Origin of the sequence: Streptomyces sp. SID9727, from assembly GCF_010550605.1 — a bacterium.
Lineage (GTDB): Bacteria > Actinomycetota > Actinomycetes > Streptomycetales > Streptomycetaceae > Streptomyces.
Window position 1 is genome coordinate 1 of the sequence record NZ_JAAGNI010000137.1, and the last position, 18,135, is coordinate 18,135.

Here is an 18,135-nt window from a genome sequence, read left to right on the forward strand (position 1 = left end):
CACGGCGGCGGGCACGGTGGGCGAGGCGGCGGAGGCGTAGGCGGGCACGACGGGCACGCCGCCGAGCCGTTCCCCGAGCAGCAGCGCGGTGTGCCGGGCGTCGGCCGCCGATTCGGGGTCGCGCGACCCGGCGGCGGCGAGGACGACGGCGCTGTCGCGGTTCCCCCGGTCCGAAGCGTGCCACCCGGCCTCGGTGAGCCGGTCGTGCAACGCCTCCACCAGCAGTGGATGCGGCCCGAGCGGCGCGGCGACCCGGGCCCGCAGGGCGGGGGCGGCCGCGACGGACGCGGGGATGTCGTGCTTGACGTGGTGCCCGCGCCCGAGCAGCAGCGGTACGAGGACGGCCTCGCCGGCGCCGAGGGCGTGCAGGGCGTCCGGCAGGAGCGGCGCGTTGAGCTCTATGTGGGCGAGGCGGACGTCGAGCCCGGGGCGCAGTTCGCGGACCCGGTCCAGGAGTGCGGCCACAGTGTGCGGGGTGCGGGGGTCCCGGCTGCCGTGGGCGACGGCGACCAGGGCGGGGGCGTGGAGGGCCGGGGGGTGCGCGGGGAGGTGCCGGACGCGGTGCATGGGGAGATGGTGGCGGACGCGTGTTGCCGGGGCGTTGCATGACCGTCACGGGCGTTTTCCGTCGCCTCACGGGAAAGCCGCGGCGGCCAGGAGACCCGGCGCTCCCTCAGCCCCTCCCCCGCATCGCGAACAGGTGCTCGATGACCTGGGCCACCCCGTCCTCCTCGTTGGTCCGGGCGTGCGTCGGCACGGCGGCCAGCACCGCCGGGTGGGCGTTGGCCATGGCGTAGCCCGTACCGGCCCAGGCGAGGACGGTGAGGTCGTTGGGCATGTCGCCGAACGCGATGACGTCCGCCGCGTCGATGCCCCGCTCCGCGCAGAGCACCGCGAGCGCGCCGGCCTTGGTGACGCCGGGCGCGCTGATCTCCAGCAGCCCGCGCCCGCCGGAGTGGGTCAGCTGGACGGTGTCGCCGGCCCCCTGGCGGGCGGCGGCGAGCAGGGTGTCCGCGTCGAGCTGCTCCGACCAGGCGAGCAGCTTGGTGACGGGGGCGTCGGTGAGCCACAGTTCGGCGAGGGAGGCCACCGGGAGTTCGGCGCCCTCGTCCTCGGACAGGCGCAGCCGGTAGGCGGGTTCGTAGAGGACCTGGTTGCCGGTCTCCAGGGCGAAGCCGACGCCGGGGACGGCCGCGGCGAGGGAGGTGGCGACCTGCCGGGCGACGGGCAGGGACAGCATCTGCGAGGAGACGACGCTGCGGCTCGCCATGTCGTAGACGAGGGCCCCGTTGCTGCACACCGCCGTGCCCACGAGGCCGGTGGCCTCGGCCAGCCGGTCCACGAAGCGCGGCGGCCGGGCGGTCACGATGACGATCTCCGTCCCGGCCTCCTCGGCGGTGCGCAGGGCGCGCAGGGTGCGGGGCGAGAGCGAGCCGTCACCGCGCAGCAGGGTGCCGTCGAGATCGGAGGCGATCAACCGTGGAAGCGACATCGCCCGATGGTACGCGGACCGTGCGGGCCGGATGGAGAACCCTTTCGGCCGTCGGATCGTCCAGGAGGACGGGGGCGGTCGGACCCCTGAGGCGGGGGTGGACGAGTGAGGGCGGGGCGCGTGAGGGCACGGATGCGGCGGACGCCGGGGAGTGAACGGGTGCGGGGCACCGGGCCGCTGAGGGCCGCCCGCCGGCTGCGGCCCCGGCTGCCGAGGACCCGGCGGGGGCGGCGGCGGGCCGTGCAGGGGCTGATGGCCGCGTGTGTGCTGGCCCTCGCCCCGGCGGCCTGGCTGCATGTGGTGGCCGATGCCCGGATCAGGACCGTCGAGGACGTGCCCGCCCGGGAGGTCGCGGTGGTGTTCGGGGCGGGGCTGTGGGACGGGAAGCCGTCCCCGTACCTGGCGAACCGGCTGCGGACGGCCGCCGCGCTCTACCGGGACGGCAAGGTGGAGGTCCTCCTGGTGACCGGCGACAACAGCCGTGCGGAGTACGACGAGCCGGACGCGATGCGGGCGTTCCTGGTCGGGAAGGGCGTGCCGGACGACCGGATCGTCAGCGACTTCGCGGGGTTCGACACCTGGGACTCGTGCGTGCGAGCGAAGAAGATCTTCGGCGTGGACCGGGCGGTGCTGGTGAGCCAGGGCTTCCACATCCGCCGGGCCATCGCGCTGTGCCGGGCGGCGGGGATCGACGCGTACGGGGTCGGGGTGGACGCGAAGCACGACGCCACCTGGTACTACGGCGGGACGCGGGAGGTGTTCGCGGCGGGCAAGGCGGCGCTCGACGCCCTGTTCGAGCCGGACCCGCACTTCCTGGGCCCCCGGGAACGGGGCGTGGACGACGCGCTGGCGGCGGCCTCCCGCTGACGGGGGCTCAGACCGAGGTGACCGGGGCCGTCTCGGCGGAGACCCAGCCCAGGTAGCGGGCGCTGCCCCGGAGGACCGGCAGGGCGATGATCTCCGGGGTGTCGTAGTCGTGCGCCTCCTGGAGGTGGGCCTCCAGCTCCTCGTACCGCTCGGCCGTCGTCTTGCAGAACAGCTGCCACTCCTCGGCGGCCTCGATGGCGTTCTGCCAGCGGTAGACGGAGGTGACGGGCGCGGAGATCTGCACGCACGCGGCGAGCCGCGCCTCGACCACTCCCCGCGCCAGCGCCCTGGCCTTCTCCTCGCTGTCCGTCGTGGTCAGTACGGTCAGCCATGCCGGCGTCGTCGTCACTTCGTCCTCTTCTCGCAGCGGTCGGCGGTTCCCTCCCGATTGTGGGGCCCCGCCTCCCGCCGCGCCATCAGCCGCCGTACGGGTGGGCCCGCTTCGCGTCCCGCAGGGCGCGGCCCCACCAGACGAGCTGGTCGAGCAGCGTCTTCACGGCGGCGTCCGGGCCGGCCGGGTCGCGGTGTCTGCCCTCGTCGTCGAACTGGGCACCGGCGTTGTGGAAGGAGACGGTGTCGCGGATCGAGACGGAGTGCAGCTCGGCGAAGACCTGGCGCAGGTGCTCGACCGCGCGCAGTCCGCCGGAGACCCCGCCGTAGGAGACGAACGCGACGGGCTTGGCCTGCCACTCGTCGCGGTGCCAGTCGATGAGGTTCTTCAGGGGCGCCGGGTAGGAGTGGTTGTACTCGGGGGTGACGACGACGAAGGCGTCCGCCTCGGCCAGCCGGGCCGATACCCCGGCCAGCACCTCCCTGGCCGCGGGCTCCGGACGGAAGGAGAGGGCGGTCGGCAGGTCGAGGCCGGCGACGTCGACCACGTCCGTCCCGATCGCGGGATGGGCGTCGGTGTGGGCGAGGAACCAGTCGGCGATGACCGGGGCGAACCGGCCCTCGCGGTTGCTGGCGAGGATGACGGCCACCTTCAGGGGGGCGGTCTCGGGCAGGGTGGTGGCGGTGGATTCCGCGGTGTCGAGGTCCATGGCGAAGACGTTCGTACATCAACCATGGTTGAGGTCAAGCGCGGACAGGAACGGGCCTCCCGCCGAGTGGCGGCGGCCGCCTACCGTGGCCGCATGACGACTCCAGCAGCGGCGGCCCTCCCGTACGCCGAGTTCGACGGCCGGCCCGCCACCGAGGACGATCTGCGCCGGGCGCTCTTCTTCAACTACGGCCACTTCACCGCGATGCAGGTACGCGAGGGCCGGGTGCGCGGCCTGGATCTGCACCTGGCCCGGCTGGACGCGGCCAACCGCGAGCTGTTCCGCCTCCCGCTGGACGGGGACCTGGTGCGCCGGCTGGTCCGGCACGCACTGGAGAACGCCGGCAGGGCGGACGCCTCGGTGCGGGTGCACGGGTATCTGCCGCCGGGGAGCGCCACGACGACGGTGATGGTGACGGTCCGGGAGCCGGGCGGGATGCCTTCGGGGCCCAAGGCCCTGAAGTCCGTCCCGTTCGCGCGGACCGCCGCGCACCTCAAGCGGCCCGGCGAGTTCGGCCAGATCTACTACGCGGACCTGGCCCGCCGCGCCGGCTTCGACGACGCGCTCCTGACCCTGCCCGACGGCTCGGTGGGGACGATCGCCAACATCGGCTTCTGGGACGGCACGACGGTCACCTGGCCGCAGGCCCCGGCCCTGTCCGGCGTGACCATGGGCGTCCTGGAACGCGAGCTTCCGGACGCGGGCCTGGAGTCGTCGCGCCGGACCGTGACCCTGGACGGCCTCGGGGCGTTCCGGTCGGCGTTCCTCACCAACGCGCTGGGCATGGCCCCGGTCTCCCGGATCGACGACACCGCGTTCGCGGTCGACGCCGAGCTGATGGAACGGCTGGCGGCGGCGTACGAGGGCGCGCCGGACGAGGCGGTCTGACCCATGGAAGCTCCTCTGCTGCTCCGCATCGAGGGATCACACCTGCCCGGCCGCTCCTGCCCGGCCGGGCCCGGCTTCCCCGGCTTCGAGAACGTCCACGTGGGCGTCCAGCGCAAGGACCGCCCCGGCGAAGTCCTCGGCCCGACCCCGGGGGACGCGCCGGGCGCCCGCTGGACCCTGGAGTGCACGGCGGCCGCGGAGGCGGACGGGGTCGCGGTCCGGGGGCCGTACGTGCAGAACCGGCTCGGCGGGCGCTTCGTGTACCTGTCCTGGGGCACGGTCGGCGCTGACGGCCTGTTCACGATGTTCCGGCGGGCCAAGCTGATGTTCGCCGACGTCGACCCGGCGGTCCTGGCGGCGGCCGTGCGCTCGGGGCACCTCACCGCCCGGCTCCCGCTCTCGGACGGCGGGGGACGGCCGCTCTGCGCCCGCGTCCGGCCACCGGTGATCGAGTGGTCGGCCGCCGTGCCGGAGCGCCCCTGACACAGCCCGCCCCCTCCGGACCCAGGGGGGGGAGAGGTCCGGAGGGGGCCGTCGGCCGGGGGCGGCTGTGCACACCGTCCCGTGGGGGGTAGTGATGCGTGTTCCCGCTCAGCGGCGGCTCACGCATGTGAGGTACGCCACATCGGTCGGCGGGACCGTCACCCGAACGGCACCAGGGCGCCTCGGACCGTGCACCTCGCCCACCGTCCCCCCTGTGACCTGCGACGACACCGGTCGGCAAGGAGGCCGCGCCGGGCCGGACGGGTGACAGCTGACTCGGTGTCAGCAGGCATGGGGGCCGGTGCGGCTGTTGGCTCGGAGCCAGGACACACCCGTCAGCGCCCCCGGTTCGGAGGAAACCCCCATGCGCCGTCCTGCCCGACTCGTGACCGGCACCGCCGCCGCGGCCCTGGCCGCCGCCGCTCTCGGCCTCGGAGCCGTCGCCCCGTCCGCGTACGGGGACGAGCAGGCGCTCCTGCGGATCACCCCCGCCAGCGCCGTGCCGGGCGCCACGGTGACCGTGGACACCACCGCGTGCGGCGGTGACAGCGCCGCCACCGGCGACGCGAGCGCGCTGGACGCCCCGGAGTTCCCGCTGGCGCCCGCCTCCCTCGAAGAGGCCCTGGCCGGCTCCTTCCGGGTGCCGGGCGGCGTCGCGCCCGGGTCGTACGGCATCGGCGTGGACTGCGCGAACGGCAAGAAGGCCACCGGCGAGATCGAGGTGAAGGCCGCGGACCGGGCGGCGGGCACCGAGGACCCCGCGGCGACCGCCGACTCGCCCACGTACGACTTCTCCGACCTGGAAGGGCTGGGCGGCGACGAGGACACGGAGGGCCTGGACGGTCTCGACGCCGAGGCCGCCGGCTCCGGCCTCGTCCCGGACGCTCCCGCCGAGGCCGGCCGCACCACGCCCACCGAGCGCCCGACCGGGTCCGGGCGGGACGAAACCGGGACCGGGCGGGACGAGTCAGGGGCCGGGCGGGAGACGCCCTCCGGGCACCGCACCTCGGCCGCCCCCACCGCCCCCTCGGGGCACGTGAAGACCGGCGTCGGCGGCAGCGTCGGCCCGGACACCACCCAGATCGCGGCGGGAGCCGGCGTACTCGCCGCTGCCGCCGTCGGCGGAGCCTGGCTCCTGCGTCGCCGGGCGAGCGGCACGCGGGACGCCGGCTGACGGAGGCATCCACCCCTCCGTACCGCCCGGTGTCCGTCCCGGTGGCCCCGCGCCACCGGGACGGGACCGTTTCCCGCTTCCGTACCCCGGAGGACCACCGTGTCCCAGAAGGCCAAGGGCTGGCTGCTCGTCGTCGTGGCGCTGGCCGGTGTCTGGCTGATCCAGAACGGCGCGGGCACCCGGCTCACCCCGCCGGGCCCGGCCGCCGCCCAGGCGTTCGCCGCCGGGCCCGCCCTGCTGCCCGGCTCCCCGGTCGCCGTACCGCTGCGCCCCTCCGCACCGGTACGCATCCGGATCCCCGCCATCCGGGTCGACGCGCCGATGATGCGGCTCGGGCTCGGGGCCGACGGCAGCCTGGACGTGCCGCCGGCCGAGGACACGGACATCGTCGGCTGGTACGAGGACGGCACCCCGCCGGGTGCCAAGGGCACCGCGATCGTCGCCGGCCACGTCGACAACGCGGAGGGACCGTCCGTCTTCTACGACCTGGGCTCACTGAAGAAGGGCAGCACCGTCGAGGTGGACCGGCAGGACGGCCGTACCGCCGTCTTCACGCTCGACGCGATCGAGGTGTACGAGAACGACGACTTCCCCGACCAGCGGGTCTACGGCGCCTCCGCCCACGCCTCGCTGCGGCTGATCACCTGCGGCGGCGGCTACTCCGAGGCGACCGGCTACCGGGGGAACGTGGTGGCGTACGCCCACCTCACGGGCGTGCGCTGAACCTCAGCTCTGCCACTGGTCGAACCCGAGCTTCGCCACCAGCGAGAACACCACCACCAGCAGCACCCCGCGCACGAACTCGCTGCCCTTGCGCAGCGCCATCCGCGCGCCCAGCAGCCCGCCCGCCAGGTTGAACACCGCCATCAGCGCCGCCAGCCGCCACAGCACATGGCCCTGGTACGCGAACATCGCGAGCGCCCCGGCGTTGGTGCAGACGTTGACGATCTTCGCGGTGGCCGACGCGGTCACCAGGTCGAGGTGGAGCACCGCGGTCAGGGCGAGCACCAGGAAGGTACCCGTACCGGGCCCGAACAGCCCGTCGTACAGGCCGATGCCGCCGCCCACCAGGACGATCGCGGTGATCCTGCGGGCCCGGGTGACCGGCGGCGGGACACCCTGCCCCGCGGACCGGCCGAACTGGGGCCGCAGCATCACGAACGCGGCGACGGCGAGCAGTACCACCATGATCACCGGACGCAGCACCTCGTTGCTGATCCCGGCGGCGAAGAACGCGCCGGTCATCGACCCGGCCAGGGCCGCGAGCCCGATCCGGACCGCCGTGCCCACCTTCACGGGCGCCTTGCGCGCGTAGGTGACGGCGGCGCCCGAGGTGCCGACGATGGCGACCGCCTTGTTGGTGCCGAGGATCTGCGCGGCCGGCAGGTGCGGCAGACCGAGCAGCAGCGCGGGCAGCAGGAGCAGTCCGCCGCCGCCGACCACCGCGTCGACCCAGCCCGCCGCGGCGGCGGCGAGGCACAGCACGACGAGGGTGGTCAGGGTGATGTCCGGCATGAGCACGACCCTATGGAGCGGATGCGCGCACCGTCCAACCGTTCCGGGGCCGCACCGGGAAAGTTGAGCCAACTCTGAGGTTTCCGCAGGACAAGGCCCCTTTTCCGGCCTCCGCCGACCGCCTCACAGACCTTTTCGGCAGGTGCTGAGCGCAAGGTTCCTCCCGGGAAACAGCGGGGAACCGGCCGGGTAACACCGCCGGGACACGCTTCCGGTCATGAGCACACAGGCCCGGCGCCTGTGGCCCTGCCGAACCCGCTCACCGACGACGGAGGCCCCGAGATGCCGGTGTCCACTCCCCCGACCGCCCCCACCTCAGGCCCCGCCGCCGTGCCGACGCTCGTGGTCGTCGGGCACGGGATGGTCGGCCAGCGTTTCCTGGAGGCCCTGGCCGAGCGCGGTCTCACCGGCGCCGCCGGGACCGCCCGGGTCGTCGTCCTGTGCGAGGAGCCGCGCGCCGCCTACGACCGGGTCCAGCTGACCTCGTACTTCGCGGGGAGGACCCCGGACGAGCTGTCGCTCGTCGAGGACGGCTTCATGGAGCGGCACGGCTTCGAACTGCGGCTCGGCGACCCGGCGGTGGCCGTGGACCGCTCGGCCCGTACGGTCACCGCGCGGTCCGGCGAGGTCTTCGCGTACGACACGCTGGTCCTCGCGACCGGGTCCTACCCCTTCGTGCCGCCGGTCCCCGGCAAGGACAGCACCGGCTGCTTCGTCTACCGGACGATCGAGGACCTGCTCGCCATCGAGGAGTACGCGAAGGACGCGACGACCGGCGCGGTGGTCGGCGGCGGGCTGCTCGGGCTCGAAGCGGCCGGCGCGCTGAAGGGCCTCGGCCTGGACACGCACGTGGTGGAGTTCGCGCCCCGGCTGATGCCGGTCCAGGTGGACGAGGGCGGCGGCGCCGCGCTGCTGCGCACCATCGAGGACATGGGCCTGACCGTCCACACCGGGGTCGGTACGCAGGAGGTGACCGCGGACAAGGACGGCGCGGTGACCGGGATGGCGCTCTCCGACGGGTCCGCGCTGGCCGCGGACCTGGTGGTGTTCTCTGCCGGGGTGCGCCCGCGCGACCAGCTGGCCCGGGAGTGCGGGCTCGCCGTCGGGGAGCGCGGCGGGATCGTCGTGGACGAGGAGTGCCGGACCTCCGACCCGGCGGTCTTCGCCATCGGCGAGTGCGCGCTCGCCTCGGACGGCCGGGTGTACGGACTGGTGGCGCCGGGGTACGAGATGGCGCTGACGGCCGCCGAGGTGATCGCCGGGAAGGAGGCCGCGTTCACCGGCGCCGACCTGTCGACCAAGCTCAAGCTGCTCGGGGTGGACGTGGCCTCGTTCGGCGACGCGCACGGCACCGCCGAGGGCTGCCTCGACGTGGTGTACGCGGACGCCCGCTCCGGCGTCTACAAGAAGCTGGTGATGGCGGCGGACGGCACCCTGCTGGGCGGGGTACTCGTCGGCGACGCCGACCAGTACGGCACGCTGCGCCCGATGACCGGGAGCGTGCTGCCGGTCGCCCCGGAGCAGCTGGTGCTCCCGGCGGGAGCGGGCGGCCCGGTGGCGCTCGGCCCGTCCGCGCTTCCCGACGAGGCGGTGATCTGCTCCTGCCACAACGTCACCAAGGGCGCGATCTGCGAGCACACCACGCTCCCCGAGGTGAAGAAGTGCACCAAGGCGGGCACCGGCTGCGGCAGTTGCGTCAAGGTGATCGGCCAGCTGCTCCCGCAGAGCGCGGACGCGGGCCTGTGCGGCTGCTTCGCGTACACCCGCAGCGAGCTGTACGAGATCGTGCGCACCCTGCGCATCACCTCGTACGGGGACCTCCTCGACTCCCACGGGCGGGAGGAGGCACGGGGTGGCGACGGCTGCGAGGTCTGCAAGCCGACGGTCGGCTCGGTCATCGCCTCGCTCGCCCCGACGGTCGGCGCCAGCGGCTACGTCCTGGACGGTGAGCAGGCGGCCCTCCAGGACACCAACGACCACTTCCTGGCCAACCTCCAGCGCAACGGCTCGTACTCGATCGTGCCGCGCATACCCGGCGGCGAGATCACCCCGGAGAAGCTGATCGTGATCGGCGAGGTGGCCCGCGACTTCGGGCTCTACACCAAGATCACCGGTGGTCAGCGCATCGACCTCTTCGGTGCCCGCGTCGACCAGCTGCCGCTGATCTGGACCCGGCTCGTCGACGCCGGCTTCGAGTCCGGGCACGCGTACGGGAAGTCGCTGCGCACGGTCAAGTCCTGTGTCGGGCAGACCTGGTGCCGCTACGGCGTGCAGGACTCCGTGAGGATGGCGATCGACCTGGAGCTGCGCTACCGGGGACTGCGCTCCCCGCACAAGCTGAAGTCGGCGGTCTCGGGGTGCGCCCGGGAGTGCGCGGAGGCCCGGGGCAAGGACTTCGGGATCATCGCCACGGCCGGCGGCTGGAACCTCTACGTGGGCGGCAACGGCGGCGCCACCCCGCGCCACGCCGACCTGCTCGCCCAGGACCTGTCCGACGCCGAACTGGTCCGGCTGATCGACCGGTTCCTGATGTTCTACATCCGCACCGCGGACCGGCTGGAGCGCACCTCGGCCTGGCTGGAGCGCATCGAGGGCGGCCTGGAACACGTCCGGGACGTCGTCGTGCACGACAAGCTCGGGCTCTGCGAGGAGCTGGAGCGGCTGATGGCCGACCATGTCCGCGGCTACCGCGACGAGTGGGCCGAGACCATCAACGACCCCGAGCGGCTGCGTCGGTTCGTCACCTTCGTCAACGCGCCCGACGCCCCCGACCCGTCGGTGAAGTTCGTCCCGGAACGCGACCAGGTCAAGCCGGACCTGGACCTCCTCGCGGGCCCGGTTCTCGCCATCCGCACCCTTGAAGGGACCGCCTCCTGATGACCACGCAGACGCTGGAGACCGCGCAGGACACCCGGACCGTCCGGCTCGCCGCCGGGGACGGCTGGCTCACGGTGTGCGACCGCTCGCTGCTGACCCCCGGCCGCGGGGTCGCCGCCCTCCTCCCGGACGGGCGGCAGGTCGCGCTCTTCCTGGACCGGGCGGGGCGGACGTACGCCATCGACAACCGCGACCCGTTCACCGGGGCCTACGTCCTCTCGCGCGGCCTGGTCGGCTCGGAGGGCGGGCAGCCCTTCGTCGCGTCGCCCCTGCTCAAGCAGCGCTTCGACCTGGCGACAGGCGCCTGCCTGGACGACGACGAGGTCTCCGTGCCGGTCTTCGAGGTGCGCGCGGACTGACCCGCCACCACGGCCGGAAGTACCTCGAACGGGTACTTCCGGCCATCCGCGTACCCGGTCGTAGGCTTGATCCATGACCCACGGCTGGAGCGCGCGCGACATACCCGACCAGAGCGGCCGCACGGCCGTCGTGACGGGGGCCAACAGCGGGATCGGGCTCGTCACCGCCCGCGAGCTGGCTCGTTGCGGAGCCAGGGTGCTGCTCGCCTGCCGCGACGAACGGCGCGGCGAGGAGGCGGCGGCCCGCATCCGGTACGCGGTGCGCGGCGCGGACGTCGAGTTCGCCCGGCTCGACCTGGCCGACCTGTCCTCCGTGCGCGCGTTCGCCGAGGGCTTCCGGGCGGACCGGCTCGACCTGCTGATCAACAACGCCGGGGTGATGGCCCTTCCGTACGGGCGGACCGCCGACGGCTTCGAGACCCAGTTCGGCGTCAACCACCTCGGGCACTTCGCGCTCACCGGGCTGCTGCTGCCGAAACTGCTGGCCGCCGGGGGCGCCCGGGTGGTGACCGTCTCCAGCGGGCTGCACGCCCTGGGCAACATCGACATGGGCGACCTCAACAGCGAGCGCAACTACCGCCGCTGGACCGCCTACGGCCGCTCGAAGACCGCGAACCTGCTCTTCGTCCACGAGCTGGCCCGGCGGCTCGCGGCGGCCGGCAGCGCACTGGTCGCCGCCGCCGCGCACCCGGGCTACGCCTCGACCAACCTCCAGACGGCGGCGGCCAGGATGGAGCACCGCAGGGCGGCGGAGCGGGTCGCGGGCATCGCCAACCGCGTCGTCGCCCAGCCGGCGTCGGCGGGCGCCCTGCCCACGCTGTACGCGGCGACCGCACCGGGCGTGCGACCCGACTCGTTCACCGGCCCCCGGGTGCTGGGCTGGCGCGGCGCGCCCGGGCCGTCCTGGCGGGCGGGCTGGACACGCGGCGATGTGGCGGGCGAGCGCCTGTGGGTGGCCTCGGAGCAGCTGACCGGGGTGGTGTACCCGGGGCTGTAGCCCGGCCCGCCGCGGCTCAGCCCTCGACGGCGGACGGGTCCATCCAGACGACCTCCCAGATGTGGTGGTCCGGGTCCTGGAAGGAGCGGCCGTACATGAAGCCGAGGTCCTGCGGCTCGTTGGCGGGCGATCCGCCGTTGGCGAGGGCGGCGTCGGCCAGCTCGTCCACCTTCTCGCGGCTGTCCGCGCTGAGCGCGAGGATCACCTCGGTGGACGAGGCGGCGTCCGCGATGTCCTTCTTGGTGAAGTCCTTGAAGCGGTCCTCCTGGAGGAGCATGGCGAAGATCGTGTCGCTGATGACGAGGCAGGCGGTGCGCTCGTCGCTGAACTGCGGGTTGAAGGAGTAGCCCAGCTTCGCGAAGAAGTCCCTCGACGTCTCCAGGTCCTTGACCGGCAGGTTCACGAAGATCATCTGAGGCATGGCCGTCTCGCTCTCTCGGTGCTCTGGTTTCCTGTGCTTCTGTCGCACGCTTCTCGACGGGTAGACGCCGGGGGCGCCCGGAACTCATCGGTGCGGCCGCGGATCCTTCCCGTGCGGGGACGTTCACGAAACCGGGACCGGCGCCCCTCCCCTCAGCAGCGAGCCGCCCAGCGGGGTCAGGGTGTGCTGGACGGAGCTGCCGTGCCGCAGGGTGTGGACGAGCCCCGCCTCGCGCAGGACGCAGGCGTGCTGGCTGGCCGAGGCGAGGGAGACCCCGGCGCGCCGGGCCAGTTCGCTGGTGGTGCAGCCGTCGCCGATGGCCCGCAGGACCGTGGAGCGGGTCTGCCCGAGGAGCCGGCCGAGCGAGGGGCCCGGGTCGGCGAAGGCGGGGGCGGCGGGGTGGGCGACCGGGTAGACCAGGACCGGCGGGAGCAGGGGGTCGCGCAGGACGACGGGGGTGCCCCGGCAGAAGTAGGACGGCTGGAGGAGCAGTCCGCGCCCGTCCAGGTGGAGGTCGCGGTCCACGGGGTAGTCCGCCTCCAGGACAGGCGCCCGCCACCGGATGACCGGGGGCAGCGTGGCGAGCAGCTCCTCGGCGCCGCCGTCCAGGAGGGCGCGGCCCCGGATCGCCCGGTCGGCCTCGACGGCGGAGCGGATGTGCGGCCAGTACGGCTCGACGGCGGCGCGGTGGTAGTCCCGTAAGGCGCCGACGAGGCGGGCCACGGGCTCGGCGCCGCCCTCGCGCAGGGGGTCGAGGCGGGCGGCGCGCCGGGCGCCGGGGTCGCCCAGGAGGGCGATCTCGGCGCGGAGGCGGTCGGGCGGAGTGGCGCGCACGGCTTCCATTCCGGCATCGAGCCCGAGCGGGTCGGAGTTCTCCTGGGAAGGGGTCAGGAAGTCGGGGAAATAGCCGCGCTGCGGGACCACCGCGGACAGCAGACGTACTTCACCGCTCAACCGTGGGCGGGTTTCGGTGCGCCATTTCCCGAAGACCGTGGAAGACCTCCGGTCCCTCAGCCGGTGAAAACTGAGAATGGTCTCCCACAGCGCGTCCGGCCCGGAGGCCATCCGCACCCGGGAAAGATCCCATCCGGAGACATGGATACGCAGCACCGAACTCCCACCCCTTGCACCTGCAATTCCCCCCTCGCAAGAGTATGCGAATCGTAACAGCACGTCACCACGGGGTTTCGGCCAGAGGTGAAACGTCTCGCCCGGACCGGCCACCGGACGAAAAGCTGTACGGCGTCGGGTGCGATTCCGGAGCCACCGGAAGAGCGAGTGAAGGCCGTGGGGGGTTTTGCTCGTTCGGCGGCGGTTGGCAAAGGTGCGGCTCCGCACTCGATGGGGGTAAGCCGGGTGCGGCCCGTGGATGGGGATCCACGGGCCGCACCCCGGTCCGTTCAACTCGATTTCTTTGCGCATTAAACGAAGCAATGGGCGCCGCTCATCCGATTTACCGGAGCATGACAACAGTGGCCCCGGCCGGTCGCGTACGACAAGACGGCGGCACCCCCGCACAGGGTGCCGCCGCCTCCGGAATTCCGCGTCAGCGGCTGTCGCTGGCCCGTGCCCCGGCCGCCGCCCGGCCCGCCTCAAGACGCGCCACCGGAATACGGAACGGCGAGCAGGAGACGTAGTCGAGACCGGCCTCGTGGAAGAAGTGCACCGACTCGGGGTCGCCGCCGTGCTCCCCGCAGATGCCCAGCTTCAGGTCGGGACGGGTGGCCCGGCCGGCCGCGACGGCGTTCTTGACCAGCGAGCCGACGCCGTCCTTGTCGATCGTCTCGAACGGCGACACCCCGAAGATGCCCTTCTCCAGGTAGGCGGTGAAGAACGACGCCTCCACGTCGTCGCGGGAGAAGCCCCACACCGTCTGGGTCAGGTCGTTGGTGCCGAAGGAGAAGAACTCCGCCGCCTCCGCGATCTGCCCGGCCGTCAGCGCGGCGCGCGGCAGCTCGATCATGGTGCCGATCTTCAGCTTGAGGTCGGTGCCGGTGGCCGCCTGGACCTCGGCGATGACCCGGTCCGCCTCCTCGCGGACGATCTCCAGCTCCTGGACCGTGCCGACGAGCGGGATCATGATCTCGGCGCGGGGGTCGCCCTTGGCGTTCTTGCGGGCGGCGGCCGCCTCGGCGATGGCCCGCACCTGCATGGCGAACAGGCCGGGGATGACCAGGCCGAGCCGCACCCCGCGGAGCCCCAGCATCGGGTTCTGCTCGTGCAGCTTGTGCACGGCCTGGAGGAGCCGGAGGTCGTTCTCGTTGGCGTCCTTGCGGGCCTCGGCGAGGGCCACGCGCACCGAGAGCTCCGTGATGTCCGGCAGGAACTCGTGCAGCGGCGGGTCCAGCAGCCGAACGGTGACCGGCAGCCCGTCCATCGCCTCGAACAGCTCGATGAAGTCCGCCTTCTGGAGCGGGAGCAGCTGCTCCAGGGCCGTCTCGCGCTCCTGGTCGGTGTCGGCCAGGATCAGCTTCTCGACCATCTCGCGGCGCTCGCCGAGGAACATGTGCTCGGTGCGGCAGAGACCGATGCCCTGGGCGCCGAAGCGGCGGGCGCGCAGGGCGTCCTCCGCACTGTCCGCGTTGGCCCGCACCCGCAGCCGGCGCACCCGGTCCGCGTACGCCATGATCCGGTGCACGGCGGCGACCAGCTCGTCGGCGTCGTCGGCGCCCGCGTGCATGCGGCCCTCGAAGTACTCGACCACCGGGGACGGCACCACGGGGACCTCGCCGAGGTACACCTTGCCGGTGGAGCCGTCGACGGAGACGACGTCGCCCTCCTCCACGACGATGTCGCCGACCGTCAGGCGCCGGCGCTTGGTGTCGACCTCGATCTCCTCGGCGCCGCAGACGCAGGTCTTGCCCATGCCCCGGGCGACGACGGCGGCGTGCGAGGTCTTCCCGCCGCGCGAGGTGAGGATGCCCTCGGCGGCGATCATGCCGTCCAGGTCGTCCGGGTTCGTCTCGCGGCGGATCAGGATGACCTTCTCGCCGGACCGGGACCACTTGACGGCGGTGTACGAGTCGAAGACCGCCTTGCCGACCGCCGCGCCGGGCGAGGCGGCGATGCCCCGGCCGAGCCGCTGGGTCTTCGCGGTGTCGTCGAAGCGGGGGAACATCAGCTGGGCGAGCTGGGCGCCGTTGACCCGCTGGAGGGCTTCGGCCTCGTCGATGAGCCCCTGGTCCACCAGCTGGGTCGCGATCCGGAAGGCGGCACCGGCGGTGCGCTTGCCGACCCGGGTCTGGAGCATCCACAGGTGGCCGCGCTCGATGGTGAACTCGATGTCGCAGAGGTCCTTGTAGTGGGTCTCCAGCGTCTCCATGATCTTCAGCAGCCGGTCGTACGACTGCTGGTCGATCGCCTCCAGTTCGGCGAGCGGCACGGTGTTGCGGATGCCCGCGACGACGTCCTCGCCCTGCGCGTTCTGGAGGTAGTCGCCGTAGACGCCCTGGTGCCCGCTGGCCGGGTCGCGGGTGAAGGCGACGCCCGTACCGGAGTCGGGGCCGAGGTTGCCGAAGACCATCGAGCAGACGTTGACGGCGGTGCCGAGGTCGCCGGGGATGCGCTCCTGGCGGCGGTAGAGCTTGGCCCGGTCGGTGTTCCACGAGTCGAAGACCGCCTTTATGGCCAGGTCCATCTGCTCGCGCGCGTCCTGCGGGAAGTCGCGGCCGGCGTCCCGCGCGACGATCTTCTTGAACTCCTTGACCAGCTTCTTCAGGTCGCCCGCGTCGAGGTCGACGTCGACCTTGACGCCCTTGGCGTCCTTCGCGGCCTCCAGCGCCTCCTCGAAGAGCTCGCCGTCCACCCCGAGCACGGTCTTGCCGAACATCTGGATCAGCCGGCGGTAGGAGTCCCACGCGAACCGCTCGTCCCCGGCCTGGGCGGCGAGGCCGACCACGGAGGCGTCGGAGAGGCCGATGTTGAGGACGGTGTCCATCATCCCGGGCATCGAGAACTTGGCGCCGGAGCGCACGGAGACCAGCAGCGGGTCGTCGGCCTGGCCGAGCTTCTTGCCCATCCGCTTCTCCAGCGCGTCGAGGTGCGCACTCACCTCGTCGCGGAGGGCGGCCGGCTCCTCACCGCTGTCCAGGTAGACCTTGCACGCGTCGGTGGTGATGGTGAACCCGGGCGGGACGGGGAGCCCGAGGTTGGTCATCTCGGCGAGGTTGGCCCCCTTCCCGCCGAGGAGGTCCTTCAGATCCTTGTTGCCTTCGGTGAAGTCGTAGACGAACTTCTGCACAGCTTTGTTTTCCGACACGGTCTCGACTCCTCGAAGACGCGGTGGCTGCCCTGACGGCGAGGAACATACCCAGATCGAAGGTGCCTGGGTACGTCCACTTGCGCGTCGTACGGCTGTAACCACCCGTCCGCCAGCAGATCGAAAGTCGGCCGCGCGGAAGTCCTCCGGAACCGCGCGTTCAGGAGTCGTACGCAGGATGACGCAACGCATACCGGAATCCGGCATTCGGTGGCTGAAAGTGATCGATGCGTCGATCGATCAAAGTAAGGGCAGGGTGGCACTCAGTGCCACCCTTTGAGAAGTGCAGCCCCGGATTTTGCGCTCATCTGAGCGTCGCACCTCTCAAGGTGGCGAGAATCACTCGATGGTGGGGCCGCTCACATGAGCGAAAATGCGTATGGGGGGCACGCAGTGCCCCCCATACGCCGACGGACTTCTCAGCCGCCGGACGTGTCCAGCTCCGCGTCCGCGGTGACGCCCGCGCAGTCGTACGGGTCCTTCAGCCAGCCGTCCGGGAGGGCCACCCGGTTGTTGCCCGAGGTGCGCCCGCGCGGTCCGTCGGCGCCGTCCGGCCAGGGCTGGTCGAGGTCCAGCTCCTGGAGCTGGGAGCCCAGTTCCTCCAGCGAGGAGGTGATCGCCAGCTTCTTGCGCATCTCGGAGCCCACCGCGAAGCCCTTGAGGTACCAGGCGACGTGCTTGCGGAAGTCGATCACGCCCCGCGCCTCGTCGCCGATCCACTCCCCCAGCAGCGTCGCGTGCCGCAGCATCACCTCGGCGACGGTGCGCAGCGTGGGCGCCTGCCTCGTTCCCGTCCCCTCGAACGCGCTGACCAGGTCGCCGAAGAGCCAGGGGCGGCCCAGGCAGCCGCGTCCCACGACCACGCCGTCGCAGCCGGTCTCGCGCATCATGCGCAGGGCGTCGTCCGCGCACCAGATGTCGCCGTTGCCGAGCACCGGGATCTCCGGCACGTGCTCCTTGAGCCGGGCGATGGCGTCCCAGTCAGCGGTGCCGCCGTAGTGCTGGGCGGTGGTCCTGCCGTGCAGGGCGACCGCCGTGACGCCCTCCTCGACGGCGATCCGGCCGGCGTCGAGGTAGGTCAGGTGGTCGTCGTCGATGCCCTTGCGCATCTTGATCGTGACGGGCAGGTCCCCGGCCCGGGAGACCGCCTCGTGCAGGATCGCGCGCAGCAGCGGCCGCTTGTACGGGAGGGCCGAGCCGCCGCCCTTGCGGGTGACCTTGGGGACGGGGCAGCCGAAGTTGAGGTCGATGTGGTCGGCGAGGTTCTCGTCGACGATCATGCTGACCGCCTTGCCGACCGTGTCCGGGTCCACGCCGTACAGCTGGATCGAGCGCGGGGTCTCGCTCGCGTCGAAGTGGATGAGCTGCATGGTCTTCTCGTTGCGCTCGACCAGGGCCCTCGTCGTGATCATCTCGCTGACGAACAGCCCCTTGCCGCCCGAGAACTCCCGGCACAGGGTGCGGAAGGGGGCGTTGGTGATGCCGGCCATGGGCGCGAGGACCACCGGCGGCTGCACGGTGTGCGGGCCGATGCGGAGCAGCGAGGGCGAGGGGGCGAGCGTGGTCATGGCCCCATTGTCCCGTACCCCGGCGACTGCTCCGGAGGCGGTCACGCCCCGCCGGGGCGGGGGAAGGAGGGGGCGCTGTCGTACCCCCGCCGTAGCGTGGGGATTCCGGCGACGGGCCGGTGAGAATCTTTGGCGCATCAAGGAGACATGAATCATGACCACACCCACGTTCCGCTTAACTCCCGGCTCCCCCAGC

The 18,135-nt window shown here is 72.7% G+C and carries 17 protein-coding genes; 8 read left to right on the forward strand and 9 right to left on the reverse strand.

Going from position 1 to position 18,135, the window contains the following annotated elements:
* Both G3I41_RS09235 and G3I41_RS09240 read right to left on the reverse strand, forming a co-directional pair.
* On the reverse strand, positions 1-567 hold a 567-nt coding region (locus tag G3I41_RS09235), incomplete at its 3' end, for a CbiX/SirB N-terminal domain-containing protein (protein ID WP_164399732.1).
* Between the two features lie 106 nt (positions 568-673).
* Positions 674-1,477, reverse strand: coding sequence for a Cof-type HAD-IIB family hydrolase (locus G3I41_RS09240; RefSeq protein WP_164399745.1), 804 nt, complete (start codon positions 1,475-1,477; stop codon positions 674-676).
* A 147-nt stretch (positions 1,478-1,624) separates the two neighbouring features.
* Here G3I41_RS09240 and G3I41_RS09245 point away from each other — a divergent pair, with 147 nt between their 5' ends.
* Positions 1,625-2,359, forward strand: coding sequence for an ElyC/SanA/YdcF family protein (locus G3I41_RS09245; RefSeq protein WP_164399746.1), 735 nt, complete (start codon positions 1,625-1,627; stop codon positions 2,357-2,359).
* A 7-nt stretch (positions 2,360-2,366) separates the two neighbouring features.
* On the opposite strand, the gene cutA is transcribed toward G3I41_RS09245, so the two are convergent.
* Both cutA and G3I41_RS09255 read right to left on the reverse strand, forming a co-directional pair.
* Positions 2,367-2,708, reverse strand: a complete 342-nt coding sequence (gene cutA / locus G3I41_RS09250) for a divalent-cation tolerance protein CutA (protein ID WP_164399733.1) — start codon at positions 2,706-2,708, stop codon at positions 2,367-2,369.
* A gap of 67 nt (positions 2,709-2,775) precedes the next feature.
* Positions 2,776-3,399, reverse strand: a complete 624-nt coding sequence (locus G3I41_RS09255; RefSeq protein ID WP_164399734.1) for an NAD(P)H-dependent oxidoreductase — start codon at positions 3,397-3,399, stop codon at positions 2,776-2,778.
* 93 nt (positions 3,400-3,492) lie between these two features.
* Between G3I41_RS09255 and G3I41_RS09260 the strand changes: the two genes are divergently transcribed.
* The 4 genes from G3I41_RS09260 (at position 3,493) to G3I41_RS09275 (ending at position 6,667) form a co-directional block, all read left to right on the forward strand.
* Positions 3,493-4,287 (forward strand): aminotransferase class IV, encoded by a 795-nt coding sequence (locus G3I41_RS09260; RefSeq protein ID WP_164399735.1) that lies wholly within the window; start codon positions 3,493-3,495, stop codon positions 4,285-4,287.
* A gap of 3 nt (positions 4,288-4,290) precedes the next feature.
* Complete coding sequence (locus G3I41_RS09265; protein ID WP_164399736.1) at positions 4,291-4,770, forward strand: DUF5990 family protein; 480 nt, start codon at positions 4,291-4,293, stop codon at positions 4,768-4,770.
* A gap of 385 nt (positions 4,771-5,155) precedes the next feature.
* The gene (locus tag G3I41_RS09270) at positions 5,156-5,944 is read left to right on the forward strand and encodes a hypothetical protein (RefSeq protein ID WP_164399747.1); all 789 of its coding nucleotides are present in this window, start codon (positions 5,156-5,158) and stop codon (positions 5,942-5,944) included.
* Positions 5,945-6,043: 99 nt separating this feature from the next.
* Positions 6,044-6,667: a class F sortase gene (locus G3I41_RS09275; protein WP_164399737.1), complete on the forward strand. Its 624-nt coding sequence runs from the start codon at positions 6,044-6,046 to the stop codon at positions 6,665-6,667.
* A 3-nt stretch (positions 6,668-6,670) separates the two neighbouring features.
* Here the strand turns inward: G3I41_RS09275 and G3I41_RS09280 are convergent, their stop codons facing one another.
* A complete protein-coding gene (locus G3I41_RS09280) occupies positions 6,671-7,459 on the reverse strand; it encodes a TSUP family transporter (RefSeq protein ID WP_164399738.1) in 789 nt (262 codons plus the stop codon).
* A gap of 282 nt (positions 7,460-7,741) precedes the next feature.
* Between G3I41_RS09280 and nirB the strand changes: the two genes are divergently transcribed.
* From nirB to G3I41_RS09295, 3 genes are all read left to right on the forward strand, one after another.
* Entirely contained in the window at positions 7,742-10,336 is a 2,595-nt protein-coding gene (gene nirB, locus G3I41_RS09285) for a nitrite reductase large subunit NirB (RefSeq protein WP_164399739.1), read from the forward strand.
* Positions 10,336-10,695, forward strand: a complete 360-nt coding sequence (nirD, locus tag G3I41_RS09290; RefSeq protein ID WP_164399740.1) for a nitrite reductase small subunit NirD — start codon at positions 10,336-10,338, stop codon at positions 10,693-10,695. The genes nirB and nirD overlap by 1 nt, the downstream gene beginning before the upstream one ends.
* A gap of 73 nt (positions 10,696-10,768) precedes the next feature.
* Entirely contained in the window at positions 10,769-11,692 is a 924-nt protein-coding gene (locus G3I41_RS09295) for an oxidoreductase (RefSeq protein ID WP_164399741.1), read from the forward strand.
* 16 nt (positions 11,693-11,708) lie between these two features.
* Here the strand turns inward: G3I41_RS09295 and G3I41_RS09300 are convergent, their stop codons facing one another.
* The 4 genes from G3I41_RS09300 to dusB all read right to left on the reverse strand — a co-directional run bounded on the left by G3I41_RS09300 (position 11,709) and on the right by dusB (position 17,939).
* A complete protein-coding gene (locus tag G3I41_RS09300; RefSeq protein WP_164399742.1) occupies positions 11,709-12,113 on the reverse strand; it encodes a VOC family protein in 405 nt (134 codons plus the stop codon).
* A gap of 123 nt (positions 12,114-12,236) precedes the next feature.
* The gene (locus G3I41_RS09305) at positions 12,237-13,223 is read right to left on the reverse strand and encodes a helix-turn-helix domain-containing protein (protein WP_343242094.1); all 987 of its coding nucleotides are present in this window, start codon (positions 13,221-13,223) and stop codon (positions 12,237-12,239) included.
* A gap of 436 nt (positions 13,224-13,659) precedes the next feature.
* A complete protein-coding gene (gene ppdK, locus G3I41_RS09310) occupies positions 13,660-16,371 on the reverse strand; it encodes a pyruvate, phosphate dikinase (protein ID WP_164399743.1) in 2,712 nt (903 codons plus the stop codon).
* Positions 16,372-16,790: 419 nt separating this feature from the next.
* Positions 16,791-17,939, reverse strand: coding sequence for a tRNA dihydrouridine synthase DusB (gene dusB / locus G3I41_RS09315; RefSeq protein WP_164399744.1), 1,149 nt, complete (start codon positions 17,937-17,939; stop codon positions 16,791-16,793).
* Between the last annotated feature and the right edge of the window lie 196 nt (positions 17,940-18,135).